24 protein-coding genes are annotated in these 26202 nt (G+C 74.5%); 9 read left to right on the top strand and 15 right to left on the bottom strand.

The genetic code is table 11. From position 1 onward, the window contains the following. Nucleotides 1–1055, top strand: a 1055-nt coding sequence (locus ECOMGDLI_RS07645) for an LCP family protein (protein ID WP_198954650.1), incomplete at its 5' end; no start/stop codon positions are given. A 61-nt stretch (nt 1056–1116) separates the two neighbouring features. On the opposite strand, the gene ECOMGDLI_RS07640 is transcribed toward ECOMGDLI_RS07645, so the two are convergent. From ECOMGDLI_RS07640 to ECOMGDLI_RS07630, 3 genes are all read right to left on the bottom strand, one after another. Then, entirely contained in the window at nt 1117–1485 is a 369-nt protein-coding gene (locus ECOMGDLI_RS07640; RefSeq protein ID WP_088315714.1) for a hypothetical protein, read from the bottom strand. Nucleotides 1486–1618: 133 nt separating this feature from the next. Continuing rightward, nucleotides 1619–2158, bottom strand: a complete 540-nt coding sequence (gene purE / locus ECOMGDLI_RS07635; RefSeq protein WP_088315711.1) for a 5-(carboxyamino)imidazole ribonucleotide mutase — start codon at nt 2156–2158, stop codon at nt 1619–1621. A 58-nt stretch (nt 2159–2216) separates the two neighbouring features. Continuing rightward, a complete protein-coding gene (locus tag ECOMGDLI_RS07630; protein WP_233153351.1) occupies nt 2217–3521 on the bottom strand; it encodes a 5-(carboxyamino)imidazole ribonucleotide synthase in 1305 nt (434 codons plus the stop codon). A gap of 42 nt (nt 3522–3563) precedes the next feature. Between ECOMGDLI_RS07630 and ECOMGDLI_RS07625 the strand changes: the two genes are divergently transcribed. Beyond that, nucleotides 3564–4100 carry a GtrA family protein gene (locus tag ECOMGDLI_RS07625; protein WP_198954649.1) on the top strand — a complete coding sequence of 179 codons (537 nt, stop codon included), beginning with the start codon at nt 3564–3566 and terminating at the stop codon, nt 4098–4100. Nucleotides 4101–4351: 251 nt separating this feature from the next. On the opposite strand, the gene ECOMGDLI_RS07620 is transcribed toward ECOMGDLI_RS07625, so the two are convergent. From ECOMGDLI_RS07620 to ECOMGDLI_RS07570, 10 genes are all read right to left on the bottom strand, one after another. Further along, nucleotides 4352–8005 (bottom strand): DUF2157 domain-containing protein, encoded by a 3654-nt coding sequence (locus ECOMGDLI_RS07620; RefSeq protein ID WP_158220930.1) that lies wholly within the window; start codon nt 8003–8005, stop codon nt 4352–4354. 486 nt (nt 8006–8491) lie between these two features. Then, complete coding sequence (locus ECOMGDLI_RS07610; protein ID WP_088315701.1) at nt 8492–9304, bottom strand: enoyl-CoA hydratase-related protein; 813 nt, start codon at nt 9302–9304, stop codon at nt 8492–8494. 30 nt (nt 9305–9334) lie between these two features. Beyond that, on the bottom strand, nt 9335–10396 hold the full coding sequence (locus ECOMGDLI_RS07605) for an adenylate/guanylate cyclase domain-containing protein (RefSeq protein WP_088315699.1): 1062 nt from the start codon (nt 10394–10396) through the stop codon (nt 9335–9337). Then, on the bottom strand, nt 10357–11163 hold the full coding sequence (locus tag ECOMGDLI_RS07600) for a PH domain-containing protein (protein ID WP_088315697.1): 807 nt from the start codon (nt 11161–11163) through the stop codon (nt 10357–10359). The genes ECOMGDLI_RS07605 and ECOMGDLI_RS07600 overlap by 40 nt, the downstream gene beginning before the upstream one ends. Nucleotides 11164–11196: 33 nt before the next feature. Beyond that, on the bottom strand, nt 11197–12117 hold the full coding sequence (locus ECOMGDLI_RS07595) for a biotin--[acetyl-CoA-carboxylase] ligase (RefSeq protein WP_088315695.1): 921 nt from the start codon (nt 12115–12117) through the stop codon (nt 11197–11199). A gap of 9 nt (nt 12118–12126) precedes the next feature. After that, complete coding sequence (gene yicI / locus ECOMGDLI_RS07590) at nt 12127–14382, bottom strand: alpha-xylosidase (RefSeq protein ID WP_088315693.1); 2256 nt, start codon at nt 14380–14382, stop codon at nt 12127–12129. A 55-nt stretch (nt 14383–14437) separates the two neighbouring features. Beyond that, on the bottom strand, nt 14438–15316 hold the full coding sequence (locus tag ECOMGDLI_RS07585) for a carbohydrate ABC transporter permease (RefSeq protein WP_088315691.1): 879 nt from the start codon (nt 15314–15316) through the stop codon (nt 14438–14440). 1 nt (nt 15317) lies between these two features. Continuing rightward, a complete protein-coding gene (locus tag ECOMGDLI_RS07580) occupies nt 15318–16313 on the bottom strand; it encodes a carbohydrate ABC transporter permease (protein ID WP_088315689.1) in 996 nt (331 codons plus the stop codon). Between the two features lie 80 nt (nt 16314–16393). After that, nucleotides 16394–17725 (bottom strand): ABC transporter substrate-binding protein, encoded by a 1332-nt coding sequence (locus ECOMGDLI_RS07575; protein ID WP_088315687.1) that lies wholly within the window; start codon nt 17723–17725, stop codon nt 16394–16396. Between the two features lie 114 nt (nt 17726–17839). Then, complete coding sequence (locus tag ECOMGDLI_RS07570) at nt 17840–18886, bottom strand: LacI family DNA-binding transcriptional regulator (RefSeq protein ID WP_198954648.1); 1047 nt, start codon at nt 18884–18886, stop codon at nt 17840–17842. Nucleotides 18887–19162: 276 nt separating this feature from the next. Here ECOMGDLI_RS07570 and ECOMGDLI_RS07565 point away from each other — a divergent pair, with 276 nt between their 5' ends. Continuing rightward, nucleotides 19163–20785, top strand: a complete 1623-nt coding sequence (locus ECOMGDLI_RS07565) for an acyl-CoA carboxylase subunit beta (RefSeq protein ID WP_088315685.1) — start codon at nt 19163–19165, stop codon at nt 20783–20785. Next, complete coding sequence (locus tag ECOMGDLI_RS07560) at nt 20782–21051, top strand: acyl-CoA carboxylase epsilon subunit (protein ID WP_088315683.1); 270 nt, start codon at nt 20782–20784, stop codon at nt 21049–21051. The genes ECOMGDLI_RS07565 and ECOMGDLI_RS07560 overlap by 4 nt, the downstream gene beginning before the upstream one ends. On the opposite strand, the gene ECOMGDLI_RS07555 is transcribed toward ECOMGDLI_RS07560, so the two are convergent. Then, nucleotides 21005–21601 (bottom strand): hypothetical protein, encoded by a 597-nt coding sequence (locus ECOMGDLI_RS07555; RefSeq protein ID WP_088315680.1) that lies wholly within the window; start codon nt 21599–21601, stop codon nt 21005–21007. The genes ECOMGDLI_RS07560 and ECOMGDLI_RS07555 overlap by 47 nt on opposite strands. A 129-nt stretch (nt 21602–21730) precedes the next feature. Here ECOMGDLI_RS07555 and ECOMGDLI_RS07550 point away from each other — a divergent pair, with 129 nt between their 5' ends. From ECOMGDLI_RS07550 to ECOMGDLI_RS07530, 5 genes are all read left to right on the top strand, one after another. Further along, entirely contained in the window at nt 21731–22357 is a 627-nt protein-coding gene (locus tag ECOMGDLI_RS07550) for a hypothetical protein (protein ID WP_143447564.1), read from the top strand. Nucleotides 22358–22413: 56 nt separating this feature from the next. Then, a complete protein-coding gene (locus tag ECOMGDLI_RS07545) occupies nt 22414–22644 on the top strand; it encodes a toxin-antitoxin system antitoxin subunit (RefSeq protein ID WP_088315676.1) in 231 nt (76 codons plus the stop codon). A gap of 17 nt (nt 22645–22661) precedes the next feature. After that, the gene (locus ECOMGDLI_RS07540; RefSeq protein ID WP_088315722.1) at nt 22662–23069 is read left to right on the top strand and encodes a PIN domain-containing protein; all 408 of its coding nucleotides are present in this window, start codon (nt 22662–22664) and stop codon (nt 23067–23069) included. Between the two features lie 65 nt (nt 23070–23134). Further along, nucleotides 23135–24256, top strand: a complete 1122-nt coding sequence (locus ECOMGDLI_RS07535) for a Gfo/Idh/MocA family protein (protein WP_088315674.1) — start codon at nt 23135–23137, stop codon at nt 24254–24256. Between the two features lie 64 nt (nt 24257–24320). Then, the gene (locus ECOMGDLI_RS07530) at nt 24321–25169 is read left to right on the top strand and encodes a PhzF family phenazine biosynthesis protein (RefSeq protein ID WP_088315672.1); all 849 of its coding nucleotides are present in this window, start codon (nt 24321–24323) and stop codon (nt 25167–25169) included. A gap of 22 nt (nt 25170–25191) precedes the next feature. Here ECOMGDLI_RS07530 and ECOMGDLI_RS07525 read toward each other — a convergent pair whose 3' ends face one another. Next, nucleotides 25192–26154: an AEC family transporter gene (locus ECOMGDLI_RS07525; protein WP_088315670.1), complete on the bottom strand. Its 963-nt coding sequence runs from the start codon at nt 26152–26154 to the stop codon at nt 25192–25194. Nucleotides 26155–26202: the final 48 nt, after the last annotated feature.

Genomic DNA, 26202 nt, shown 5'->3' with positions numbered 1-26202 from the left:
GCGCGGCCCGCTCCGGCTTCCGCGGCGGTCCCGGCGGACCGGGCGGCACGCTCGGGGCCGGCCCGCCGCGGGTCCCGCGCCCGCGCAGCCGCCGCGTCTCCTGGAAGCTCGTGCTCGCCGTCCTCGTCGTGCTCGCGCTCGTCTACCCGCTCGTGCTCGCCACCGTCGCCTGGACGCACCTGACGAAGGTCGCGGCGCTGCCCGACGAGCGGCCCGCGGACACCCCGGGCCGCACCTACCTCGTCGTCGGCAGCGACTCCCGCGAGGGCCTGACCGCCGCGCAGCGCAAGAAGCTCGCGACGGGCAAGATCGGCGGTCGACGCACCGACACGATCATGCTGCTCCACGTGCCCTCGGGCGGCGGCCCGACCGTGCTCGTGAGCATCCCGCGCGACTCGTACGTGTCGATCCCCGGCCGCGGCAAGAACAAGATCAACGCGGCGTTCGCGTTCGGCGGCCCGCAGCTCCTGGTCCGCACCGTCGAGCAGGCGACCGGCGTGACGATCGACGAGTACGTCGAGACCGGCCTCGGCGGGTACGCGACGCTCGTCGACGCGATCGGCGGCGTCAACGTCTGCTCGCCGCGGGCCATGAAGGACAAGAAGGCCGGCCTGGACATCCCCAAGGGCTGCCAGGACATGGACGGCGCGACCGCCCTCGGCTACGCCCGCGCCCGCTACAGCGACCCGCGCGGCGACCTCGGCCGCGTCGAGCGGCAGCGCCAGGTGCTCGCCGCGATCGCCGGCAAGACGCTCTCGCCGGGCGTCATCCTCGCGCCGTGGCGCGCGGTCCCGGCGGCGTCCGCCGGCGGCGGGGCGCTCGTCGTCGACGACGGGACGACGCCGGTCGGCCTGGCCCGGTTCGTGCTCGCCATGCGGGCCGTGTCCGGCGGTGGCGGGCTCTCGCTCACCGTGCCGATCGGCAACCCGGCGCTGCGCACCCCGGCCGGCGAGGCCGTCTCGTGGGACACCGCGAAGGCGAAGAAGCTCTTCACGGCGCTGAAGACGGACGACACCGAGGCGATCACGCCGCTCGCCGCCGAGCAGAAGCGCTGACGCGACCGGCGGGACCTCCGTCAGGTCCCGCCGGTCCCGCGCCTCGGGAGCGGACGTCGCCTCAGCGCACGCCCCAGAGGTGGTGCAGGTCGAGCCGGTGGCTCAGGGACGCGAGCGTCGGTGTGTGCAGCTCGACGACGAGGTCACCGTGCCGCCACGGCAGCGCCGTGAAGTGCCCGTGCACGTACGGGTACTCCGGCGGCCCGGACGCCGCGACCCGGCTCAGCACGGCGTAGCCGGGCAACCGGGTCTGCCCCGGCAGCAGCGGCGCGAGCGGGGCCCGGACGCCGCGGCCGACGAGCGGGGCGCCGTCCAGCGACAGCTCCTGCGCGCTCACCCGGCGAGCGGCGGCCCCGAGCACGGCGTTGATCTGCGCGAGCTGCTCGAGCTCGACGGTGTGCGTCGTCGGTGCGACGGGGTGCACGGACACGGGTCCCCCAGGTGCGTCGGTGTCGGACGCCTCCCACCGTCGTCCGGCCGGCCGGGCCCGGCCAGGGAGCGGACCCGCACGGACGGTGCGGTGTCCCCGCAGTGAGGCGGCCCGGCCGCTCGCCGGCCGGCCGTCAGCGGGTGAAGCCGAAGCCCGTCGCCGGCTGGCTGCGCCGCGAGCGCAGCCGCTCGCCCTTGGCGGTCGCCTCGTCCTTGAGGCCCTGCTGGTAGGCGAGCATCGCGTCACGCAGCCGGCGCGCCTCGTCGTCCGCCCCGGCCCCGAGGATCCGGACGGCGAGCAGCCCGGCGTTCTTCGCGCCGGCGACGGAGACGGTCGCGACCGGGACACCCCCGGGCATCTGCACGATCGACAGGAGCGAGTCCATCCCGTCGAGGTAGCGCAGCGGTACCGGGACGCCGATGACGGGCAGCGGGGTGACCGAGGCGAGCATGCCCGGCAGGTGGGCCGCTCCCCCGGCACCGGCGATGATGACGCGCAGCCCCCGCTCGTGCGCCCGGGTGCCGTACTCGACCATCTCGTGGGGCATCCGGTGGGCCGAGACGACGTCCGCCTCGTAGCCGACGCCGAACTCGTCGAGGACCTTGGCGGCCTCCTCCATGACGGGCCAGTCCGAGTCGGACCCCATGACCAGGCCCACGACCGTCTCACTCATTGCCGGCTCCCTAGCTGTCGGTCTGGCTGTCGGTCTGGCTGTCGGTCTGGCTGTCGGTCTAGCTGTCGATGACGCCCGTGATGAAGTCGGCCGCGTGCCGAGCCCTGGCCCGGACGTCGTCCAGGTCCGGGCCGCTGACGGTGACGTGACCGATCTTGCGGCCCGGCCGGACCCCCTTGCCGTACATGTGCACCTTGACGCCGGGGTCGTGGGCCATGACGTGCAGGTAGGAGCGGTAGAGGTCCTCGCACTTCCCGCCGAGCACGTTGACCATGACCGACCAGGTCTCCCGCGGGCGGGGGTCGCCGAGCGGCAGGTCGAGGACGGCGCGCAGGTGCTGCTCGAACTGGCTCGTCACGGCGCCGTCGATCGTCCAGTGGCCGCTGTTGTGCGGGCGCATCGCGAGCTCGTTGACGACGAAGCCCGGGCGGCCGTCGTCCCCGGTCACCTCGAACAGCTCGACGGCGAGCACGCCGACGACGCCGAGCTCACCGGCGATCCGCAGCGCGGCGCTCGTCGCCTCGGCGGCGAGGTCCGGGTCGAGCCCAGGCGCCGGAGCGATCACCTCGTGGCAGATCCCGCCGACCTGCACGGTCTCGACGACCGGCCAGGCCGCGGCCTGCCCGGAAGGGCTGCGGGCCACGAGGACCGCGAGCTCGCGGACGAAGTCGACCTTCTCCTCGGCGAGCAGCGCGTCGGCGTGCTCGGCGTCCGGGTGGTGCGAGCGCTCGAGCCAGTCCGCGGCCTCGGCGGCCGAGCCGACGACGAGCACGCCTTTGCCGTCGTAGCCGCCGCGCGGGGTCTTGAGGACGACGGGCCAGCCGGTCGTCGCGGCGAACGCCTCGAGCTCCGCGGCGTCGTGCACGAGGGCCCACCGCGGGCACGGCACCCCGAGCGCGGTGAGCCGGCGCCGCATGACGGCCTTGTCCTGGGCGTGGACGAGCGCCGCGGACCCCGGCCGGACGGCGACCCCGGCCGCCTCGAGCGACTCGAGGAGGCGGGTGGGGACGTGCTCGTGGTCGAAGGTGAGGACGTCGCAGCCCGCGGCGAACGCCGTGACGGCCTCGACGTCGCGGTGGTCGCCGACGGGCGAGTCCGGCACAACCTGGGCCGCCGACGAGTCGACGGCCTCGGCGAGCACCCGCAGGCGCACAGCGAGGTTCACCGCGGGCGGGGCGGTCATCCGCGCGAGCTGGCCGCCACCGACGACCCCGACGACGGGGAAGCCGCCGGGCGGGCGCTCGGGGAGCGCCCCGAAGCCGGTCGGAGCGGGGGCGACGGCGGCCGCCTCGGGTGTGAGGTCGTCGTCACGCTGCCTCGAGGAGCTGCGCGTCACGGCGGTCTGCGGGTCGGGATGCGGCACGACCGCAAACTATCCACAGCCACGGCGGGTAGTCTCACCGGCATGCGAGGGATCGCGGGAGCCGTCGGCCGGCTGCGCTCGATGGTCGACGTCGTCTACCGCGAGGTCGTCAAGTTCGGTGCGGTGGGCGCGTTGGCCTACGTCACGGACGTCTACGTCTACAACCTGCTCCGCACCGGCGTGTGGCCCCTCGGGGACGCCCCGCTCGCGCACAAGCCGCTGCTGTCGAAGGTGCTCTCGGTGACCGCCGCGACCCTCGTCGCCTATCTCGGCAACCGGTACTGGACGTTCCGGCACCGCCGTCGCAGCGCCCCGACCGCCGAGCTCGTGCTCTTCGTCGTCATGAACGTCGGCGGCCTCGCGATCTCGCTCGCCTGCCTCGGCATCTCGCACTACGTGCTCGGCTTCAAGAGCCCGCTCGCGGACAACATCTCCGGCAACGTCGTCGGGATCGCGCTCGGCACGCTCTTCCGGTTCTGGGCGTACCGCACGTTCGTCTTCACCGAGATCCGCCCCCAGGGCACGACCGACCTCACCGACGGCGACCGCGAACCCGTCGGCTCCGCTGAGGCCGCCTGACCGTCGTCCCGCTCCCAGCGCCGCCCTCTCCGCGGCGTCACCCTCAGACGTGAGGGTAGAGCAAACGCCACGTGCGGCCTCCTCCGGTCCTCCCGTGGTGCTCCCACCCTTGGCTCGCTGGTGCAGGCAGAGCAAAGCACCGCGACGACGTCCCTCCCCGGCCCGCGAGAGGGCCGCACCGCCGCCGGCCCGCGCCCCACCCCTCTCGGNCGGGCGGGCGGCCGGGCAGCCGAGAGGGGTGGGGCGCGGGCTCAGCGCAGCGCCGACACCCGGGTCCGGGCGAGCCGCAGCCGGACGAGCTGCCGCTCGTACGTCGCGCCCAGCGCGAGCAGCCCGGCGCCGACGACGGCGAAGACCACCCAGCGCCACTGCGACGTCGTGAGGTCCGCGACGTACGGGGCGAGCTGGACCACGGCGTGCCCGACGAGCACGAGCGCCCCGACGACGACGGCCGCCTGCAGCCTGCGGGCCGCACCGACGGCGACGACCGCGGCCGCGACGACGACGAGACCGACGATCCGCCACAGGGCGCCGTCGGCGGCGAGCACGAGCGTCGGCACGAGGGCGAGCAGGAGCCCCGGCCCGAGCGCCGGCCAGGAGCGCAGCGCCGGCACGGCGCGCAGCCGCAGGGCGCCGAGCACGACCGCGAGCGCGCCCGAGGTCACCGTGAAGGCCTCGACGGGCACGTCGAGCACCCGGTACCCGGTGAGAGCCACGAACGCTGCGCCGGCTGCCGCGACCAGCGCGAGCGGCCAGGTGAGGAGCAGACCTGCCGGCGTCGCCGGGTCCGCACCCCTGCGCGCGGCCGCGACGACCGCGACGACCACGAGGACGGCGAGCGCCCCGAGGAGACGGGCCACCGTCGGCGCGGTCGCCGCGTCACCGGCGACGAGCCGGGGCGCGCCGTCCCAGCGGACGACGGCCGCCGCGGCCCACGACGGCGCGGTGAGGACGACGAGGGCGGGCACGAGTGCGAGGCCCGCGAGGCGGCCGGTGAAGGCCCGGTGCCGGCCGGCGAGGACGACGGTCGCCGCGAGCACGACGACCGCCGCGGGCGACGACCAGCGCTCGACGTCGACCGCCCGGACGAGCGAGGACGCACCGAGCCCGGCGTCCTGGGCCGCTCCCGACACCGCCACCGCGGTGCGCAGCAGGCCCGGCCCGAGCGCGGCGGCGGCCCCGGCGATCGTGAGCACCCGCCCGACCCGGTGCAGCAGCGCCGTCCGCGGTGTGCCGCCGTCCGGGAGCAGCCCGGCGGCGACGAGCCCGGCGCCGACCGCGAGCAGCACCCACGGGCGCAGGTCCCCTCCGCCTGCGCTCGCGAGCACGCTCGGGCCGAGCGCCAGGCCCGCCCCCGGTGCGAGCACCCGCCAGACGGCGGCCCCCCGCTCGCGCCGCACCCGCAGGGCCGCGACCGCGAGCAGCGCGGCGGCCGGCGGGAGCGTGTACGCCTCGAGGGTCCGGACGTCCCCGAGGTCGAGGCGCACCCACGTCGACGCGGTGAGGAGCACCCAGGCCGGCCAGCCGACGGGGCGCCGGTCGTCGGCGACCGCGACCGCGGACGCCGCCGCGCCGAGCAGCATGAGGGTCACCCAGGCGCGGGCCGCGACCGGGTCGGCGAGGGCGCAGATCCCGGCGGCCAGCGCGACGACGACCACCCCCGCCTCCACCGCGGGCCTGCGCGGGGCGCGCACGGTCGCGCGCCGCGCCGCGAGCACCCCGGCGAGGGCGAGCGCCGCGGCCGCCGCGGCTGCGGCGAGGACGAGCCCGCGGAGCGCGACGACGCCGTCGGTGCCGGACCCGAACCGCTCGACGAGGGCCACGGCGGTGGCGCCTGCGAGCGCCGGCACGGCGCCGGCCGCGGCCAGCCGGGTGCCGCGGACGACGGGCAGCACGACCGGGTCGGCGCCCGGTTCGGCGGCCCGGACAGGGGCCAGGGCCGTGACGACCGCCGCGAGCAGCAGCGCGCCGAGGACCACGGCGAGCCGCGCCGGTTCCTCGCCGTCCGCGCCGCCCCCGCCCGCCACCGCGGCGAGCAGCGAGACGCCTCCGACGAGCGCGCCGGCGGCCGTCACCGCGAGCCGTTCGGCCGTCGAGGGCCGGGCGAGCAGGCCGCGCGCCTGCGGCACGTCCGGTCCGCCCGATGCGCCCGCTGCCCCCGGTGCCGGGCGGGCCGTCGCCCACGCCAGGGCCTGGGCCAGGACGACGAGCAGCGCAGCGGCGACCCCGGCGGTCGTGAACCGGTCGGCGACGCTGCGGTCGAGCAGCCCGGCCGCACCGCCCGCGGCGACCGTCGCCGCGACGGCGGCCGCGCCGACGAGGAGCGGGGCGGCGCCGGCCGGGAGCGCCGGGCGCGCCGCGAGCAGCGCGACGACCCCGAGCACGGTGAGCGGGACGGAGAGCGCCGGGACGCTCCAGGCGTCGACGACGGCGAGCGCACCCGCACCGGCCGCGACGACGCGCAGCGACAGCGCGGTCGCCCGCGCCCCCGGGCCGGCGTCCGCCCGCCCGGCGAGCGCGGGGACCCGCAGCCGGACGACGGTCGTCAGCACCGCGAGCAGGACGAGCGCGCCGACGGCGGCCCCGACCATGAGCCGCGGGGCGCAGACGAGCCCGACGACACCACCACCGGCGAGCAGCGGTGCGACCCACGGCGCCTCCGCACCGACCGCTTCAGGACGCGCCCGGTGCCCGACGACGAGCGCTGCTGTCGCGACGAGCAGCGCGGCGCACGAGGCGACGAGGACCGTCTGCCAGAGCCCGGGCCGGTCGGTGTAGGCCGACGCGTCGGGTGCGACGGAGGCGAGGCTCTCGCCCGCGGTGTGCCGCCACGGGCCGGACACCGCGGCGAACGCCGGCCCGAGCGCAGCCGTCGCGACGACGGCCGCCTCGACGGAGAGCACGAGTCCGCCGACGACCTCGACGGCGAGCGCGGCCGGCCGGCCCCGGACGCCGACCCGCTCCAGCCCGGGGGTCGCCAGGGCGACGAGCACGAGCGCCAGCCCGACGGCGGCGACGGGCACGACGTAGACCGGGGACGTCCCGCTGTCGACGGCGTCGAGCACCCGGGCCGCACCGACGGCGGCCACCGTCGCGAGGTAGCCGCCGGCGGCCGCGGACCACAGGCTGCGGATCGTGGCGGGCCCGCGCGGTGCCGGGACCGGCGCCGGTGCCCGCAGCTCGACGGTCGCCTGCAGGCCGGCGGCGACCGTCCCGGCGGCGAGCAGCGCGACCCCGAGGTTGCCGTCGTCCAGGTACGTGACGAGGGCGGCGACCGGCAGCACGAGCAGGCCCGCCGCGGCGCCGAGCCGCAGGAGCACCCGTTCCGCCGACCAGGCACGGGGCAGCAGGCCCCGGACGGCGGTGGCGAGGGCCGCGAGGACGAGCCCGAGGCCCAGGCCGCGCGCCGTCCCCTGCGGCCCGGTCGTGGCGAGCCCGAGGAGCAGCGCGGCGACCGGCAGCACGAGCGACGCGACGACGGACCCGGCGCGGACCCGCCACCGCAGCGCCCATCCCCCGAGGACGAGCGCGGCGACGGCGAGGCCCGCGCCGGAGTAGAGGAACGCGTCGACGTCGTCGGCCCCGAGCAGGCCCGTGCGGCGGACCGCCCAGACGTCGGCGAGGACGAGGACGGCGGCCAAGGCCCCGACCGCCTCCCCCGTCGCCTCGAGCCGCGGCCGCAGCGCGGCGGCGCCGGCGAGCGCCGCGAGGGTCACGCCGCCGACGACGGCGGCCCGGCCGCCGATGCCCATGGCGTTCCACGCGAACGCGAGGAAGACGATCGCCGCCACTGCGAGGAGCAGCGCACCGAGCCCGACGAGCACACCCTGGACGCCGAGCCCCTGCCGCCGGGCCGGGACCGGCCCGGCGGGCGGGGCGAACGGCGGCGGAACCGCCGGGGGCACGGCCGGCGACGCCGGCGGCACGGCTCCCGTCGGTCNCTCCCGTCGGTCCGGGCACCGGCGGCACGGGCACCGGCGGCACGGGCACCGCGGGCGGGGACGCCGGTCGTGCCTGCGCCGCCCGACGCTGCGCGGCCTCCTCGCCGAGCACCCGGACCTGCGTCGCCCGCTCGGTCGCGGCGGTGACGATCTGCCGGGAGAGGTCCCAGACCCGGCGGGCGGCGACCCCCGTGAGGTCGGCCCCGCAGCTGCCGCAGGTCGTCGCGGCGAGCACCGAACGGCAGACGGGGCAGCGGGTGCTGTCGACGATCGCGTCGAGGTCGAGCACGCCGAGGGCGCGCGGACCGGGGACGTCGAGGCCGGGGACGTTGACCATGGCCGACAGCCTGGTCGGTCCGCGGGCCCGGCGTCAGGCGTCCGGCTACCTACGTCGCGGCGTGTCCCGCTGAGCAGTCCTGCTCAGGCGCGCCGCGAGGGACCGGACCGGGCTCAGGGCGTTCCCGGCCACACCGGGCGCCGCTTCTCGTTGAACGCCGCGACGCCCTCGGCCCGGTCGGCGCTGAACGCGGTCGCCCGCCAGGCACCGTCCTCGATCTCGAGCCCGCTCGCGAGGTCGGTGTCGAACCCGAGCCGGACGGCGCGCTTGGCGTTGCGGACGCCGACCGGCGAGTGCCCGGCGATGGTCGTCGCGACGTCGAGCGCGACGGCCCGGGCCTGCCCGGCCGCCGTGAGCCTGCTGAGCAGGCCCATCCCGTCGGCCTCGGCGGCGGTGAGCCGGCGCGCGGTGAGGATGAGGTCGGACGCGCGGCCGAGCCCGATCCGGCGGGACAGCAGCTGGGTGCCGCCCAGCCCGGGGACGACGCCGACCGACACCTCGGGCAGCCCGAGCACCGCCGTCGTGTCCGCGACGACCAGGTCGCAGAGCAGCGCGAGCTCGAGCCCGCCGCCGAGCGCGTACCCCGCGACGGCGGCGACGACCGGCACCGGCACGTCGAGGAACGCCCGCGCCATGGCCCGGTAGACGACCCGCTGCCCGCGCAGCTGCGCGTCGGTGAACCCGTTGCGTTCCTTGAGGTCGGCGCCGACGCAGAACGCCCGGTCCTGGCTCGACGAGAGGACGACGGCCCGCACCACGGGGTTCGCGGCGATCGCGGCGAACGTGTCGCGCAGCTCCGCGGCGAACGCCTGCGACAGCGCGTTGAGCGCCTCGGGCCGGTCGAGGACGACCTCGACGACGTACCCCTCGTCCCCGTGCCGCACGAGCCGGACGTGCTCGGACCCGCCCTCGAACACCTCTGCCATGAGCGGGACCCTACCGACCCGCGCCCGGTGTCAGTCGAGGTCGATGAGCCGGGCGTCGGGGCCGGCGCGGGCGATGAGCAGCGGGGTGATGGTGCCGAAGCCGCGGACCTGGCGGACGCGCTGCGCGACGAGGACGACGTCCGGGTGACCCTGCAGGCGGGCCGCGGTCGCGTGGTCGGTGACGACCGTGCCGGGCTGGGCCAGGGCGGTGAGCCGGCTCGCGAGGTTGACCGTGGCGCCGTAGACGTCGCCGAGGCTGCGCAGGACCGGGCCGTGCGCGAGGCCGACCCGGACGTCCGGCACGAGCCGGTCGATCGCCATGAGCTCGGACAGCGACAGCGCGATCACCGCGGCCGAGCCGGGGTCGTCGGTCGTGAAGAGCACCTCGTCACCGACGGTCTTGACGACCCGCCCGCCGCCGGCGGTGACGACGTCCGACGCGAGGCCCTCGAAACGCTGGACGAGCTGGCCGAGCTCGCGCTGCTCGAGCCGCTGGCTGAGCCGGGTGTAGGAGACGAGGTCGGCGAAGCCGACGGTGAGGTCGGTCGCCTGGAGGTCGTCGCCGGCGTCCGGGTCGGCGCCGAGCCGGGCGACGACGGCGGCGAGCCGGCGTCGCCAGGCGTAGACGACGACCTGTTCCAGGTCGTCGACGAGGTCGACGAGGTGCCCGACGGCGAGCTCGGACCCCTCCGACCCGACGCTGTCGCGCAGGTGCTCCAGCAGCGCCTCGACCTGCCAGGAGACGAGCCGGTCGGTGGTCTGCCCGACGGCGCGGGCGAGGGCGATCGCGGTCGGCTCGTCGATGAGCCCGTCGCGGACGGCGCCGACGACCCGGGTCAGGGCCGCGACGTCCGCGTCGGTGAAGGCGACGTCCTGCTCGGCGACGTTCGCGAAGCCGAGGGCGCGCCACAGCTTGCGGGCCGAGAGCACCGAGACGCCGACGAGCTTGGCGACCTCGCGGCGGGCGTAGCGCCGGGGTCCGCCCAGCAGCCGCAGCTCGAGGGCGGCGGCCGTGCGCCGCAGGTCGCGCGACGTCTGCGGACCGGCCTGCGTCACCGTCGCCACCAGCCGCCGCGGCCGCGTCGCCGCCATGTCACGTCGTCCACCTCGTGCACCCCGTCGTCCCCGCCCCCGACGTCCTCGTCCCCGTCGTCGTCCTCGAGCTCCTCGTCCTCGAGCTCCTGGTCCTCGTCCCCGAAGCTCTCGTCCCCGAAGCCCTCGTCCCCGAGGTCCTCGTCGGAGCCGTCCACCTCGAAGGGCTCGTCGAGCTCCTCGACGTCGAGGAGATCATGGCCGAACGGTCCGTCGTCCGGGTCGGCCGGGTACGCGGGCAGGTCGTCCGTCGGCTCGTCCGTCGAGTCGTCCGGCAGCTCGTCGGCGGCGAGCCCGGCGTACTTCTGCACCGCCCGCTGCACGTGCTCGACGGCCGGGACGTCGTCGAGGACGAGCGGTCCCTCCCCCGTCGCGTCGATCCGGATCCGGCCGCTGCCGAAGAGCCGGTCCAGCGGCCCGGTCCGGAACGTCACGCCGCTGACCCGGGCCAGCGGGACGTCCCGGCCGAACCGGCTGAGCACGCCGCGCCGGACGGCGACCCGCTGCGTCGTCACCGTGTAGACGGTGCTGCGCCAGAGCAGGAACGGGACGACGGCGCCGCGGAACACGACGACGCCGCCGAGCACGAGGACGACGGCCCGCAGCACCGAGCCCGCCCCGCCGGGGCTGACGAAGCCGGCGACGACGCCGGTGACCGGGGCGAGGACGAACAGGACGACGACCGGCCCGACGAGCACGCGGCCGTGCGGCCGCACGGCGAGCACGACCCGCTCGTCGTCGCCGAGCGCGCGCTGCGGGATCCCCATACCGGTGATGATGCCGTCTCCGCCGGGCGGCGATCAGCCGGAGCCCGACGACGCGGCCGACGGCCGCACGTGGACGACGTCCCCGGCGGCGAGCGCACGGACCGCGCCGGAGGCGTCCCGGACGAGGAGCTGGCCCGCATCGTCGACGCCGTCGGCGACCCCCCGGACGACCCCGCCGGGCAGCTCGACGGCGACCTCGAGACCGATCGTCGCGCAGGCCTCCCGGTAGGCGGCGGCGATCCCGCTCGCCCGCGGGTCGCCGGCGGCGCGCCGCCAGGCCCGGTAGCGGTCGGAGAGCGCGCGCAGGTAGGCGCGCAGCACGGTGTCCCGGTCGGTCGTCGCGGAGCCGGCGAGCGCGAGCGACGTCGCGGTCGGCACGGGCAGCTCCTGCGCGGTCTGGGTCACGTTGATCCCGGCGCCGACGACGACGGCGATCCCGGACGGCGTCGACGCGAGCTCGGCGAGGATGCCGCACACCTTGCCGGCCTCGGCGCCGGGCCGTCCGTCGCGCGGGACGAGGACGTCGTTGGGCCACTTGAGCCGGGCGGTCAGACCGCAGGTGCGCACGAGCGCGTCGTGCGCCGCGACGCCCGTGAGCAGCGGCAGCCAGGACCAGTGCTCGGGCGCGACGACGGGCAGGTCCTCACCGTCCGGGGTCGTCGACGGCGTCCCCGGGCGCAGGAGCACCGACACGGCGAGCGCGGCCCGGGCCGGCGTCTCCCAGGTCCGGTCGAGCCGGCCCCGCCCGGCCGTCTGGTGATCGGTGACGACGACGAGCCCCTCGGGCTCGCCGTCCGCGGCGCGGGCCAGGGCGTCGGCGTTCGTCGAGGCGGTCCGCGGCAGGACGTCGAGCGCCCGCCAGGTGGCACCCGTCCCCTGCGTGACGGCCCGGCGGAGCGCCGCCTGGCTCAGCGGCGGCCGGCCGAGGTCGCTCCAGGGGCTCGCGTCGTCCACCCCGGCAACCTACCCGGCGCCGCCCGGGACCCCGACGACCGTGACCACGTGGCCGGACGACGTCCCCGCCAGGACGCGCGCCGCCGGCACCGCACCGGGCGCGTCCTCCGCCGGGACGGCGACCTCGAAGACGGTTCCCTCGCCGCCGTCCGGGGCCGGCACCCGCACCCGGGTCCGTGCCCCGGGCGCCGGCGCGTAGACCCGCAGCTCGACGTCGTCCGCCCAGGCGTAGTCCGGCCGGGAGTCGACGGCACCGAACGGGACCACGGCCCCGGGGCGGGCGAGCAGCGGGACCGAGTCGAAGCCGTGCTTGGCGCGGACCCAGCCGGGTCCGTGCACCTGGTCGCCGCTGAGGACGTCGGTCCACGTCCCCGCCGGGACGTAGTACGTGACCTCGCCGCTGTCGGTCATGACCGGTGCCACGAGCAGGTCGCCGCCGAGCATGTACTGCCGGTCGAGGTAGGCGCACGCCGGGTCGTCGGGGAACTCCAGGACCATCGGCCGCATCATCGGCAGGCCCTCGGAGTGCGCCTGCTCCGCCGCGGCCGCGAGGTACGGCATGAGCCGCATCTTGAGCCTGGTGAAGCGGCGCAGGACGTCGACGGCCTCCTCGTCGAACGCCCACGGCACCCGGTACGAGTCCGAGCCGTGCAGCCGGGAGTGCGACGACAGCAGCCCGAACGGCAGCCAGCGCTTGAAGACCGCCGGGTCGGGGCTGCCCTCGAAGCCGCCGATGTCGTGGCTCCAGTAGCCGAAGCCGGACAGCGCCAGCGAGAGCCCGCCGCGCAGCGACTCGGCCATCGACGGGAACGTCGACTCGCAGTCGCCGCCCCAGTGCACGGGGAACTGCTGGCCGCCCGTGGTCGCCGACCGCGCGAAGACCACCGCCTCGCCGCGGCCGCGCCGGCGCTCGAGGAGCTCGAAGACCGTGCGGTTGTACAGGTGCGCGTAGTAGTTGTGCATCTTCTGCGGGTCCGAGCCGTCGTGCCAGACGACGTCGGTCGGCACCCGCTCGCCGAAGTCGGTCTTGAAGCAGTCGGCCCCGAGGTCGAGCAGCTCCTCGAGCTTGCCCGAGAACCAGGCCGCGGCGTCCGGGTTCGTGAAGTCGACCAGCCCCATCCCGGCCTGCCAGAGGTCCCACTGCCACACCGAGCCGTCGGCCCGCTGCACGAGGTACCCCTTCGCCCGGCCCTCCTCGAACAGGTGCGACCGCTGGGCGATGTAGGGGTTGATCCAGAGGCTGATCCGCAGGCCCCGCGCCTTGTACCGGGCGAGCATCCCCGCCGGGTCCGGAAAGGTCACCGGGTCGAACACGAAGTCGCACCAGTGGAACTGCCGCATCCAGAAGCAGTCGAGGTGGAGCACGCTGAACGGCAGGTCGCGCTCGGCCATGCCCTCGACGAACGACGTCACCGTCGCCTCGTCGTAGTCGGTCGTGAAGGACGTCGAGAGCCACAGCCCGAACGACCACGCGGGCACCCGGGCCGGCCGGCCCGTGAGACCGGTGTAGCGGCGCAGCACGTCCTTCGGCGTCGGCCCGTCGACGACGTAGTACGTGAGGGTCTGCCCCTCGACGCTGAACTGGGTCTGCGACACGACCTCGGAGCCGACCTCGAACGACACCAGCTCCGGGTGCGCCACGAGGACGCCGTACCCGTTGCCGGACAGGTAGAACGGCACGTTCTTGTACGCCTGCTCGCTCGACGTGCCGCCGTCGGCGTTCCAGACGTCGACGCTCTGGCCGTTCTTGACGAAGGCGCCGAAGCGCTCGCCGAGGCCGTACAGGGTCTCCCCCACGCCGAGCGAGAGCCGTTCGTGGACGTGGTGGCGGCCCGCGTCGTCCTCGACGATGCCGACGCTGCGCTCCGTGGACGCGGTGAGCAGCCGCTCGCCGTGCCGGAACTCCAGGCGCCAGCCCTCGCCCCGCGTCGTGACCCGGGCGGTGAGCTCCCCGGTCGTGAGCCAGGCGCTCGCGGCGTCCTGCCCGACGCCGACCTCGTGCTCGTCGGCGGCGACGGCGAAGTGCGGGCCCCGGTCGGGGCCGCCGGTGTGATGGGCGATCGTCACCCCGACGACGCCCTCGGCCGGCGAGAAGAGCCGGACGGTGACGAGCGCGGTGTTGAGGGTGTCGCCGCGGCCGACGAGCCGGCGGGTCGGGGCGTAGACGGTGAGGTCCCGCTCGCCGGTCTCGACCGACTCGACGCCGCGGGGGCGCAGCACGGTGAACCCCTTGCGGACCATCCAGTAGCCGTCGGTGAACTTCATGGTCGGGTGTGCTCCTGATCGGACGGTGCGGCGGGGCGTGGGCGAGCGGCGGTGCTCACTTGACCGCGCCGGCGGTGACCCCACGGGTCAGCGTGCGCTGGAAGACGAGGAAGAACGCGACGGCCGGCAGCAGGCTGACGAGGGCACCGGCGTTCGTCGTCGGGGCGTCCATGAGGCGGTCCCCCTGGAGCGCGGCGAGCGCGAGCGGCACGGTCTGCGTGCTGTTGTCGACGAGCATCACGAGCGGGATGAAGAACTCGTTCCACGTCCAGACGAAGAAGAAGATGAGCAGCACCGAGAGCGTCGGGCGCACGTTCGGGAAGACGATGCGCCACAGGATCTTCCAGTGCCCGGCGCCGTCGAGGGCGGCGGCCTCGAGCAGCGCCTTCGGGAACGTCCCGAGGACCGAGGCGAGCAGGTAGGTGCCGAACGCGCTCTGGACGACGGTGAAGATGATGATGACCGACAGCCGGGTGTTGTACAGGCCCAGCTGCTTGGCCGCGTAGTAGAGCGGGTAGACGATCGTCTCCTGCGGCAGCATGTTGGCCAGCAGGAAGAGCGCGACGATGCTCATCCGGCCGCGGACCCGCCCGATGCCGATGGCGTAGGCGTTGAGCAGCGAGACGACGACGGCCGCGACCGCGACGGACCCGCTGATGACGACCGAGTTCCAGAGCTTGAGCGGGTACTGCGAGGTGCGCCAGTAGTTCACGAGCCCGTCGGTGTAGAGCCCGGACGGCCAGCTGAGCGGTCCGCCGTTCGAGTAGTCGGACGGCGACTTGAACGCGTTGAGCACCATGATGGCGAAGGGCACGAGGGTGAGGACCGCGACGAGCGCGACCGCTGCGAGGACGAGCCAGCGGGCGGCACCGCGGCGGTGCCGGTCCGGTGCGGCCCGGACGGTGCGCTGCGGGGCGAGGACGGCGTCGGCCATGTCAGTTCCCTTCCTCGGCCTGCTCGCTCGCGCGCTGCAGTCGCAGGAACGCGAGGGTGACGAGCACGATGAGCAGCGTGAGCACCGTCGCGATGGCGGACCCGTAGCCGACGTTGAGCTTCTTGAAGAACGTGTAGTACGCGAAGTACGACGGCACGTTCGTCACGTTGTCCGGGCCTCCGCGGGTCAGGGCGTAGACGGGTGCGAAGACCTTGAGCGCCGCGATGGTGCACGTGAGGGTCACGACGAACGTCTCCGGCCTGATCTGCGGCACGGTGATGTGCCGGAACCGCAGGAGCCAACCGGCGCCGTCGAGCTCGGCGGCCTCGTACAGCTCGGGGTCGACCCGTTGCAGGGCCGCCATGAAGATGACGACCGGGTAGCCGATCTGCACCCAGATCATGACGAGCATGACGGTCGGCAGGGCGGTGCCCGGCGACCCGAGCCAGTCCTGGGTGAGCGCCCCGAGCCCGACGGCGTCGAGCACGGCGTTCGCCGCGCCGTCCGGGCGCAGGATCCAGCCCCAGACGATGCCGGCGACGACGACCGGGAGCACCTGCGGCAGGTAGATCGCGGCGCGCAGCCCGCTCGCCACGCGGGGGTGGAACGAGCGGCCGACGCCGTCGAAGAGGACCGCGGCGATGAGCAGCCCGAGCAGGGTCGGGACGACGACCATCGCGACGACCATCGCGACCGTGTTCTTGAACGACGTCCAGAAGATCTCGTCGTGGACCAGCCGGTCGTAGTTCGCCAGGCCGACCCAGCGCGGGTCGCCGACGCCGGACCACTTCGTGAAGGACAGGTAGACGCTCGCGACGAACGGGCCGCCGATGACCGCGGCGAAGAGTGCGCCGCCGGGGAGCAGGTAGAGCCAGTACACGAGACCGCCGGTGCGGGCCGGGTGCCGCGAGCGGCGCCGGCGGGCGGCCGCCGGAGCGGCCGTCGGGTGTGCGGGGACCTGGGCGCCGGGGGCGGCCGAGGTGGTGGTTGCGGGCATGACGACTCCTTCGGCCGGTCGACGCCGGCCGGCCCGGGAGAACCGGCCGGCGTCGAGCGACGGGTGAGGGACCGGACGGCTCAGCCGCCGGTGACCTCCTTGACCCCGGCCGTGTACGGACCCTCGAGGGCGTCCTGGACCTGGGCGGGAGTCTTCGACTGGTTGATGAGGCCCTGCATCGCCGAGACGACGACGTCGTAGTAGCCGGGGACGGGCCAGTCGGGGTAGAACGCGAGACCGTCGCTCTTCAGCAGGCCGTTGAAGTTCTCGATGATCTTCTTGTTCTTCGCGTCGGTGATCGTCGACGGGTCGGCCGCGATCGGGATGCCGCCGGAGTTGCCGATGAGCGTCTGGATCTCGGGGCGCATCGTGATGTCGATGAAGTCGTACGCGAGGTCCTTGGCCTTGCTGTTCGTCGGGACGACCCACAGGTTGCCCGACGAACCCGGCGCGAGCGTGTTGCCCGGGAACAGGAACGTGTCCCAGTCGAACTTCGCCTCGGCGGCGATCCGGCCGTACCACCACGTGCCGCTCACGAGCATCGGGTACTTGCCGGCGATCCACGCCGTCCCCATGTCCTCGGCCTTGAGGCTCGCGGACTCCTTGGAGACGTAGCCCTTCTTCACCCACTGGTCGAACGTGTCGACGCCGTACTGCACGGGGCCGCCCTTGAAGTCGACCGTGCCCTTGTAGAGCTGGTAGGCGTCGACCCAGGAGCGGTCGGCCTTGGAGAGCGCGAGCTCGTAGTACAGCTGGGTGCCCGGGTACTCGGCGCCGGACATCGCCAGCGGCGTGACGCCCTTGGCGGTGAACGCATCCATGACCTTGGTGAGGTCGTCGAGCGTCGTCGGGACGGTCAGGCCGTACTTCGTGAACATGTCGGCGTTGTAGTAGACCGTGACGTACTCGCCGTAGTTCGGGACGCCGAACCACTTGCCGGTGCCCATGACGCCCTTGTCGGAGTACACGGCCGTCGTCGCGAGCGCACCGGTGACCTTCTTGTCCCAGCCACGCTTCGTCGCCTCGGGGGTGATGTCCGTGAGCAGGCCCTGGGACGCGAGCAGACCGGCCGTGCCGTTGCCCTTGTTGTACTCGAGGATGTCCGGGCCCGCGTCGGAGTTGAGGATCATGCTCGCGTTCTGCTGGATCTGCTCGAACGCCTTGCGCTCGAACTGGACCTCGACGCCGGGGTGCTCGGTCTTGAAGATCTCGATGGCCTTGTCCCAGGCCACGCCCATCGCCGAGGTCTCGCCCTCGTAGTGCCACAGCTTGAGGACCTTGGCGCCGCTGGCCTCGCTCGCCCCGCCGCCCGCGCTGCTGCCGCCTCCGCAGGCGGCGAGACCGGTCGCGACGGCGGCGACGAGCGCCATCGTCGCGAGTCTGCCCGTCGTCGATCTACGTCGTGCCGACATGAGTATTCTCCTTCTGGCGAATCTGTCCGGATTCCGCTGGCCGGTCCGCCACCCCTGGCCGGGTGGCGGACCGGGTGATCCGGGCGCGGCCCGCGCGCCCGGTCCCGTGCCCCTCTAGCTGCGCACGGGCCCGCTGGTCCCCCGCACCCGGAGGGTGCAGGGCAGCAGCTGCTGGTGGACCTCCTTGTCGTCGGCCGGGTCCGCGTCCCGTCGGTCGGTGCGGTCGAGCTGGTCGACCAGGGCCTCCACGGCGAGGCGGCCCAGGGCGGCGCCCGGGGACTCCATCGCCGTCAGGGCCGGATGGGCGAGCTCTGCGACGGCCGGAGCCATGACGACCGAGACGACCGAGACGTCCTGCGGCACGCGCAGCCCGCGGTCGGCCAGCGCGGCGAGGACGCCGAAGGTCGCGCTCTCGTTCATCGACACGAAGGCCGTGACGCCCGGGTCGCGGGCGAGGGCCTCCTCGACCGCGGCGCGGCCGTGGGCGGCGCCGTCGTCGACGGCGACCATGACCGGCTCGAGACCGTGCACCCGCATGGCCCGGGCGAACGCCTCGGCCGTGCGCACCGTCGGTCCGTCACCGGCGGCGAGCGCGTCCTGGGAGTGGTTGACGTACACGACGCGGCGGTGCCCGAGTCCCACCAGGTGCTCGACGGCGTCCGCCATCGTCGTGTCGAAGTCGATGTCGACGAAGCTGACCCCGGTGGTGTCCCGGGTGCGCCCGATGAGCACGTAGGGGACGCCCAGCTCGCGGAGCACGTCGACCCGGGGGTCGTCGAGCCGGACGGCCATGAGCGCGGCCCCGGCGAGCAGCCGCCGGCTCGCCAGCTCGCGCAGCGGGGCCGCGTCGTCCGCGCCGACCGGGTTGAGGGTGAGGTGGTAGCCGGCGGCGCTCGCCGCGGACGCCGCGCCGTTGACGAAGGCCGAGACCGTCGCACCGACGCCGTCCTCACCGAGCGGGAGGAGCAGCCCGAGCAAGGTGCTGCGCCGGCTCGCGAGGCCGCGGGCCATGGCGTTCGGCGAGTAGCCGAGCTCGGCGATCGCGGCCAGCACCCGCTCGCGGGTGGCGCCGGAGATCGGCCGGGCGCCGGTGAGGACGTAGGAGACCGTGCTCACGGAGACGTTCGCCAACCGTGCGACATCCGTCATCGTCGCTGCCACGCGGTCACCTCCAGCCTCGTCGCCGGTCTCGCCACTGCCACTGTCGCCGTCATTGTCGAAGCGCTTCGACGAAGCGCTTCGACAAGGAATGTATGACCGCACTCACAGGTTCGTCAATCGGTTGAACGAAAGGAATCGGCGAGTGGTCGGCTCGGGGGTGGACGACGCGCCGGTGTGACGAGCGCCGCTCACGGTCCCGGCCCCGCGCAGGTCGGCCGGACTAGGCTCGGGGACCGGGTGGCCGCACCGGTGCAGCCCCCGACAGGAAGGGACGTCATGGCGGAGCCGGCGAGCGCGGGCGGGACCGAGATCCCCTCGGACATCGACATCCACACGACGGCGGGCAAGCTCGCCGACCTCGAGCGCCGGGCCGACGAGGCGATCAACGCCGGGTCGGCGAAGGCGGTCGAGAAGCGCCACGCGCAGGGCAAGAAGACGGCACGGGAACGGATCGACGCCCTCCTCGACGAGGGCTCGTTCGTCGAGCTCGACCAGCTGGCCCGGCACCGCAGCCGCAACTTCGGCCTGCACCACAACCGGCCCTACGGCGACGGCGTGGTCACCGGCCACGGCACGATCGACGGCCGCCAGGTGTGCGTGTTCGCCCAGGACTTCACCGTGTTCGGCGGCAGCCTCGGCGAGGTCTTCGGCGAGAAGATCGTCAAGGTCATGGACCTCGCGATGAAGATCGGCTGCCCGGTCATCGGCATCAACGACTCCGGCGGCGCGCGGATCCAGGAGGGCGTCGTCTCGCTCGGCCTCTACGGCGAGATCTTCCTGCGCAACGTGCACGCGAGCGGCGTCGTCCCGCAGATCTCGCTCATCATGGGCCCGTGCGCCGGCGGGGCGGTCTACTCCCCCGCGATCACCGACTTCACGGTGATGGTCGACCAGACCTCGCACATGTTCATCACCGGCCCGGACGTCATCAAGACCGTCACGGGCGAGGAGGTCGGCTTCGAGGAGCTCGGCGGCGCCCGCACGCACAACAGCAAGAGCGGCAACGCGCACTACATGGGCTCCGACGAGGACGACGCGCTCGAGTACGTGCGCGCCCTGCTGTCGTACCTGCCGAGCAACAACCTCTCGGACGCCCCGGCGTTCGACGCCGAGGCCGACCTCGAGCCGAACGCCGAGGACCACGCCCTCGACACGATCATCCCCGACTCGGCGAACCAGCCGTACGACATGCACACGGTGCTCGAGGCGGTGCTCGACGACGGCGAGTTCCTCGAGGTGCAGCCGCTGTTCGCGCCGAACATCCTCATCGGCTTCGGCCGCGTCGAGGGCCGCTCCGTCGGCGTCGTCGCGAACCAGCCCATGCAGTTCGCCGGCACCCTCGACATCGACGCGAGCGAGAAGGCCGCGCGGTTCGTCCGCACCTGCGACGCGTTCAACGTGCCCGTCCTGACCTTCGTCGACGTCCCGGGCTTCCTGCCCGGCACCGACCAGGAGTGGAACGGCATCATCCGCCGCGGCGCCAAGCTCATCTGGGCGTACGCCGAGGCGACGGTCCCGAAGGTCACGGTCATCACCCGCAAGGCGTACGGCGGCGCGTACGACGTCATGGGCTCCAAGCACCTCGGCGCCGACGTCAACCTCGCGTGGCCGACGGCCCAGATCGCCGTCATGGGCGCCCAGGGCGCGGTGAACATCCTCTACCGGCACGAGCTGCGGGACGTCTCGGAAGCCGCCGGAGACGTCGACGCCGAGCGCCGCCGGCTCATCACCGAGTACGAGGACACCCTCGCCAACCCCTACATCGCCGCCGAGCGCGGCTACATCGACGCGGTCATCCCGCCGTCGTCGACCCGGGCGGAGATCGTCAAGGCGCTGCGCATGCTGAGGACCAAGCGCGCGACGCTGCCGCCGAAGAAGCACGGGAACATCCCGCTGTGAGCGCCGGGGACGAGACGGCCACGGACGGCGCGCAGGCGCCGTCCGCCCGGCCGACCCTGCGCGTCATCTCCGGCGACGCCACGCCCGAGGAGATCGCGGCGATCCTCGCGATCGTCGCGGCCCGCTCGGGCGGGGGCGCACCGCCGTCGGCCACGGACGACGACCGGGCCGCCACGTGGTCCGCGCACGGCCACGCCCACCGGCACATCCGGGCGGCGTTCACCCCGAGCCGGCACGGCTGGAAGACGTCCTACTGGCCGAGCTGATCTGCCTGGTGGCCTGGCCGCTCATCCACCGAGGCCGGTGCGCTCTGACGGGCCGCCGCCGCGGCGAGCGCAGGTGCGGCCTTGCGCCGACCAGCGACGTCCCCTGGACGAGCCACCCGTGCTCGGTCAGGAGCACGTGGTCTCCGCGCAGCATCCAGCGCATCGCGTACTCGTTGCAGAAGTGCACGGCTTCGTCCCACAGGTGCTCGCGCATCCCGGTGACGACCCGCCCGTACCGGGCGGACACCAGGACCACCGTCGTCCACGGTGGCCCCGGCTCCTCCGGCCCGGCCGGGAGCGCCGCGACCGCCTCGTCGAGCAGGCGATGTCGACGGTCGTACCCGGCGTGCGAGTCCTCGTCCGCTCGTGCCACGACGCCCGGTTCCAAGCGGAGCTGACCGAGGAACCGGCATTCCGTCGAGGCATCCTCGACCGACGCGAGCCGGATCTCCCCGGGCAGGAACGGGGTCTCTGAAGCCATGCGCCGCAAGAGCTTCGCCGGGTCGCGGACATCCCAGATGTCCGACCTGTCGTCGGGGTCCCTTCTCATGCCGCGAGCCTGTCGGCCCGAGACCCGTTGCACCAGAGCCGGTTGCGGGCCTGTGGATAACCCGCTCCGGTCCCGCGCCTGTGGATGACGGACGACGACTGTCGCAGACCGGGGCCATGATCTGCGGCCATGGGAATGCATATCGAACTGCTGGGCCGGGTCAGCATCGACCCGCCGCTCAATCCTGCCGAGACCGAGTATCTGCGCGCGCTGGCGTACGCCGGCCCCGCCCGTGAGGGCGACGACCCGTACGCGGTCCCCGCGCATCCGAAGCTGGAGGTGCTGCTCCGACGCCGACGAGGCGACCGCCCGCCACGGAACCTGACAGACCGCGAACCACCGATGGGGTGCGGCTGGTCGCCGTGCGGTCGAGGCTGCTGCCTCTCCTGGAGCGGCGTCGAGAAGTTCTACTACCCGGCCGACTGGCTGACCTTCCTGGTAACGCACCTGCTCGGCCCCGGCGCGGCGGCGGCCACATCGGGCTCCCCCGACCTCGACGGGTTCACCTTCGACCACCACCTGGACGGCGTCGTCGCGGTGTCCTGCGCGGAGACCGAGGAACTGTGGCTCGTGGTCGCCCACGACAACGAGATCTCCGAGGTCCTCCTCAGCCGCGGCGAGGTCCAACCGGGTTTCGGCGCATGGCTTCCTGACGCATGCGTGCTCGACCCACTGGACGGCGCGGGCTTCGCCGGCGGCTCGGTCCCACGCCGGGTCGAGGGCGTCCGGTACACCGTCCAGGCGGCCGGCTCGTGACGGCCGTACCCGAATCCCTCTGGCGTGGCGAGGGCATCCCGCGGTATGACAGAAGTATGACCATCAAGATCGCGGTGAGCCTGCCCGACCACCTCGTCACCGCGGCCCGCCGGGCGGTGAAGCACGGGCACGCCGCGTCGGTGTCCGCGTACGTCGCCGAGGCCATGGCGGCCTACCAGGACGAGCACCGGTTCGACGCCATGGTCGACGACATCCTGCAGCGGACCGGTGGGCCGATGACCGACGCGGAGAAGGCCTGGGCCGACGACCTGCTGGCGGGGCGGTGAGCCCCCGGCGGCGGGAGGTGGCGACGGGACCGTCGACGGAGCCGCTCGTCCTCGACGCAGGGGCACTCATCGCCCTGGAACGGGAGGACCGGGGCGTCGCGGTCCTCGCGAAGCGAGCCGCCGCCGGCGGCGGGATCCGCGTCCCGGCCGCAGCGCTCGCACAGGTCTGGCGGCAGGGCCCCCGGCACGTCCGCCTCGCCGACCTGCTGAGCCACCCGCTCGCCCGGGTGGTGCCGCTCGACTCCGCGACCGCCAAGGCTGCGGGCTCGCTCTGCGGGCGGGCCCGCACCCGCGACGTCGTGGACGCGAGCGTCGTGGTGTGCGCGCTCGAGCACGGTGGCCCGGTCCTCACGAGCGACCCCGAGGACCTGCGCCGTCTCGCGCCCGACGTCCGCGTCGTCGACGTGGCCTCGCTGCCGCGGTGACCGGCCTGCCCCGCGCCGGTGCGCCGCCCCCGGCACAGTCACCTGCGCCGCACTAGGGTTTGCGCATGACCGGCACCGTGGGCATCGCACTCGTCGGCTCGAAGTTCATGGGCGAGGCGCACTCGAACGCGTGGCAGCAGGTGACGCGGTTCTTCGACCCGCCGCTCACGCCGGTCATGCGCACCGTCGTTGCGCGGGACGCCGCCGCGACCGCGGAGTTCGCGCGGCGCTGGGGCTGGCAGTCGTCGACGACCGACCTCGCGACCGCGCTCGCCGACCCCGAGGTGACGCTCATCGACGTGTGCACGCCGAACGACGTCCACCGCGAGCAGGCGGTGGCTGCCCTCGAGGCGGGCAAGCACGTGGCGTGCGAGAAGCCGCTCGCGGGCACGTTCGCCGACGCGAAGGCGATGGCGCAGGCGGCGAAGACCGCGGCCGGCACCACGTACGTGTGGTTCAGCTACCGGCGGGTCCCGGCGATCGCGCTGGCCCGCACGCTCGTCGGGCAGGGCCGGATCGGCGAGATCCGCCACGTCCGCGCGGTCTACGCCCAGCAGTGGGGCGGCCCCGCCGCCCCGGCGGTGTGGCGGTTCGACGGCGGCATCGCCGGTTCGGGCGCCCACGGCGACCTCAACGCGCACATCGTCGACGCCGTCCGTTTCGTCACGGGCGAGGAGATCGTCGAGGTGAGCGGCTCGATCACCAAGACGTTCGTGCCGAGCCACACCGTGGACGACGCCGTGCTCTTCCTCGCGCGGCTGTCCGGCGGCGGCGTCGCGTCGTTCGAGGCGACCCGGCTCGCGACCGGGTTCCACAACCACCACGGCTTCGAGATCCACGGCGAGCTCGGGGCGCTGCGCTTCTGGTTCGACGAGATGCCCTACCTCGACTACTACGACGCGACCGCCGAGCCGCTGGTCCGCGGCTGGACGCGCATCGAGGTGTCGGACGGCGACGCCGGGCACCCGTGGGTCGGCAACTGGTGGCCGGCCGGTCACCCCATCGGCTACGAGCACACGTTCGCGCACCAGGCGTTCGACATCCTCACCGCGCTGTCGGGCGCCGAGCCGGTCGCACCGATGCCGGACTTCGCCGAGGCGCTCGTCGTCCAGGCCGTGCTGGAGACGGCGCTCGAGTCCGCCCGCCGCGGCACCCCGGTCGAGGTCGGCGAGCTGCTCCTCGGCTGAGAGATCCTCCTCACCCGGGTCGTCGGCCCTGCCGTTCGTCGGCGGCGACTGCTTGGATGACGCCATGAGGCGACGCTTCGCGCAGGTCGACGTCTTCACGCAGACCCGCTACCGGGGGAACCCGGTCGCGGTCGTCGTGGACGCCGACGGCCTGTCCGACGAGCAGATGCAGCGCTTCGCCGTGTGGACGAACCTGTCCGAGACGACGTTCCTGCTCCAGCCGACGAAGCCCGGGGCGGACTACCGGGTCCGCATCTTCACCCCGAGCGAGGAGCTCCCGTTCGCCGGGCACCCGACGCTCGGCACCTGCCACGCCTGGCTGCGCAGCGCCCTCAACGGCGCCTCCCGGCTCGACCGCACGCGGGACGTCGTCCAGGAGTGCGCCGCCGGGCTCGTCCGGGTGCGGCGCGAGGAGGGCCGGCTGGCGTTCGCCGCTCCCCCGCTGCGCCGGTCCGGTCCGGTCGACGAGCCGGACGTCGCCCGGGTGGTCGCGGCCCTGGGCATCGCCCGCGCCGACGTCCTGGACGCCGTGCACGCGGACAACGGCCCGCCCTGGGTCGCCGTCCGGCTGCGCGACGCGGACGCCGTGCTCGCGTTGCGCCCCGGGTCCGTCGGCGACCTCTACGTCGGGGTCGTCGGCCCGTACCCGGGCGGCTCGCCGGAGGCGGTCGAGGTCCGTGCGTTCTGCCCCGGTGGTGGCAACGTGACGATGGAGGACCCGGTGACCGGCAGCCTCAACGCAGCGATCGCCCCGTGGCTCGAGAGCACCGGGGTCGTCACCTACCCCTACGTCGCGTCCCAGGGCACCCTGCTCGGCCGCGCCGGGCGGGTGCACCTGTCCCGGGACGACGAGGGCACGGTCTGGGTCGGCGGGACGACGATCACGTGCGTCGACGGCTTCGTCGAGCTCTGACGCCCCGCACCACGAGGACGGGTCAGAACCGCCCGAGCACGAGCAGCCACAGCGGGCCCGTGACGACGAAGGCGAGCGTCGACAGCACGATCCCCGCGGTCGCCTCCCCTTCGCGGGCCCGGTAGCGCTGCGCGAAGAGCAGCGCGTTGCTGCCGATGGGCAGCGACGCCGCGAGGACGACGACCGCGAGCGGCACCCCGGTCAGTCCGGCGCCCCAGTGCGCGGCGACGAGCACGAGCGCCGGCTGGACGACGAGCTTGCCGACCGACAGCGCCACCGCCGGGCCGGCGACCCCGACGACGCCGTACTGGTGCAGGGACAGCCCGATCGTCACGAGGCACACCGGGACGACGGCCTGCCCGAGCGTGCGCAGGATCTCGTCGAACGGGCCGCCGAGCGGCAGCGACAGCAGGTTCCAGGCGAGCCCGGCGAGCACCGGCAGGACGACGGGGTGGACGACGGTGCGCCGGGCCGTCGTCAGCGCCGTCGCGAGCGGGCCGGGCCGGTCGCCGCCGACGTGGGCCCGCACGAGGTCGGCCTCGACGAGCACCGTGAGCACGGTGAGCAGCGTCAGCGCGTGCAGGCTGACGATCGCGACGTGCAGCGCCAGGCCGGCCTCGCCGAACAGCGCCGTGACGATCGGGATCCCGAGCTGCACCGTGTTGCCGAAGCTCACGCTGATCGCACGCACCGACGGCCCGGCCGGCTCCAGGCCCCCGCGACGCCGTTCGCGCAGGTACACGGCGAGCAGCAGCGCGACGACCGGGCCGAAGAACGCCCCGAGCGTCGCCCACGGCAGGGCCGCGAGGTCGATCCGGGCCGTCGTCCGGAAGAGCAGGGCCGGGGTGAAGAGGTAGAACGCGGCGTTCGACATGACCCGCGCGGTGTCGCTGCCGTCGCCGAGCAGCTTCGTCCGCCCGGCCGCCCAGCCGAGCCCGATGACGGCGAAGATCGCCAGCAGGCGCAGCACGACGACGGAGGACACCGCGCGAGTATCCCGGCCCCCCGCCGGGCGCCCGCCACGCGGGGTGCG

Origin of the sequence: Kineosporia sp. R_H_3, assembly GCF_002198675.1 — a bacterium.
Taxonomy (GTDB): Bacteria; Actinomycetota; Actinomycetes; order Actinomycetales; family Kineosporiaceae; genus R-H-3.
Note: the sequence above shows the minus strand (reverse complement) of the source record. Positions and strands in the feature narration are given on the sequence as shown.